We start from the raw sequence: 1,203 nt of genomic DNA, 5'->3' as shown, positions 1-1,203 counted from the left end.
AGTGCTGATCGCTCATCTTGAGCTACGGATCGAGAAGCTCAAACGCGAACTGCACGGGCAGCGCTCCGAGCGCACGGCGCGGCTACTTGAGCAGTTGGAATTGGAGCTCGAAGAACTCGCCACCACGGCGACCGAGAATGAGCTGGCTGCGCAGGCTGCCGCGGCAAAAACCTAGAGCGTGAGCGCCTTCGCGCAAGCGGCCTTTGCGCAAGCCGTGGCCGGACGACATCGAACGTGAGCGCGTCGTCATCGAGGCTCCAACGACCTGCGCCTGCTGCGGTGGATCGCGGTTGGCGAAGGTCGGCGAGGATGTGACCAAGACGCTGGAGGAGATTCCGCGTCGCTTTAAGGTCATCGAGACGGTACGCGAGAAGTTCACCTGCCGCGATTGCGAGAAGATCAGCCAGCCGCCGGCACCGTTCCATGCGACGCCGCGCGGCTCCATCGGCCCACAATTGCTGGCGACGATTCTGTTCGACAAGTTCGGCATGCATATCCCGCTCAACCGCCAGAGCGTGCGCTTTAAGGCCGAGAGGATCGATCTGCCGTTATCGACGCTGGCCGACCAGGTCGGTCACGGGACCTTCGCCGTCACGCCGCTGTTCCAGCTGATCGAGCGTCATGTGCTTGCGGCCGAGCGCCTTCATGGCGACGACACCACCATCCGCATCCTGGCGAAGGGCAAGTGCACGACCGGCCGGATCTGGACGTATGTGCGGGATGATCGGCCCTTCGCCGGACCTGCGCCGCCGGCGGCGGTCTATTACGCCTCGGGCGACCGAAGGGGCGAACATCCCCAGAAGCATCTGGCCGTCTTCGGCGGTATCCTGCAGGCGGATTGCTATAGCGGCTTCGAGCCGTTGTTCGACCCAAAAAGGAAAGCGATGCCGATCACGCCGGCATTTTGCCTGGCCCATGCGCGGCGGGGCTTCTTCGAACTGGCTGACATCGAGAAAGCCGCCCGGGACGGACAGAAAGGCAAACCGGTCTCCCCGATCGCGCTGGAAGCGGTCAGGCGTCTTGACGCCCTGTTCGAGATCGAGCGCGCCATCAACGGCCGCAGTGCCGGCGGCCGGCGCGCCGTGCGCCAGGAACAGAGCAAGCCGCTTCTCGACGACATGCACGACTGGCTGCTCCGCGAGCGGGAGACCCTGTCGAGCTCCTCCGAGGTCCTGAAGCCCATGAACTACATGCTCAGGCGCT

The 1,203-nt window shown here is 64.3% G+C and carries 1 pseudogene; it reads left to right on the top strand.

Annotated elements, in window-relative coordinates:
- Positions 1-1,203, top strand: a pseudogene (gene tnpC / locus P0R31_RS40685) (IS66 family transposase); the annotation flags it as partial.

The organism is Bradyrhizobium yuanmingense, from assembly GCF_029167105.1.
Taxonomy (GTDB): Bacteria; Pseudomonadota; Alphaproteobacteria; order Rhizobiales; family Xanthobacteraceae; genus Bradyrhizobium; species Bradyrhizobium yuanmingense_A.
Note: the sequence above shows the minus strand (reverse complement) of the source record. Positions and strands in the feature narration are given on the sequence as shown.